Below are 270 nucleotides of genomic sequence, written 5' to 3' on the forward strand. Positions count from 1 at the left end.
TCCGTTCTTCGCCTTTAACCTAATTCTTTTTTAGATAAAAAGCTCGATTTTATCCATTTCGAAATTGGTTGAAAGTGGCGCTTGATTAATCTTCAAAGCTACTTCTTTGTTTGATATTGCCTTTTCGCCAAAGAAAGTAGCTTGAATCTCATTCGTCGGTGCTTTCACCCCAAAGGCTTGTTCTAGTATAGAAATTGCTTGTTCACGCCCTGCTTTTGCATCTGGTTGAAATTGAAAGTCTGATTGGTTGTCAAATATGTATCGTTTCGT

General features: G+C 37.4%; 1 protein-coding gene. It reads right to left on the reverse strand.

Features of this window, described 5'->3' with window-relative positions:
* Positions 1 to 30: 30 nt before the first annotated feature.
* Positions 31 to 270, reverse strand: a 240-nt coding sequence (locus R0J88_RS20410) for a hypothetical protein (RefSeq protein WP_410900937.1), incomplete at its 5' end; no start/stop codon positions are given.

Source organism: Pseudoalteromonas sp. SIMBA_162, from assembly GCF_046535955.1.
Classification (GTDB): Bacteria; Pseudomonadota; Gammaproteobacteria; order Enterobacterales; family Alteromonadaceae; genus Pseudoalteromonas; species Pseudoalteromonas marina.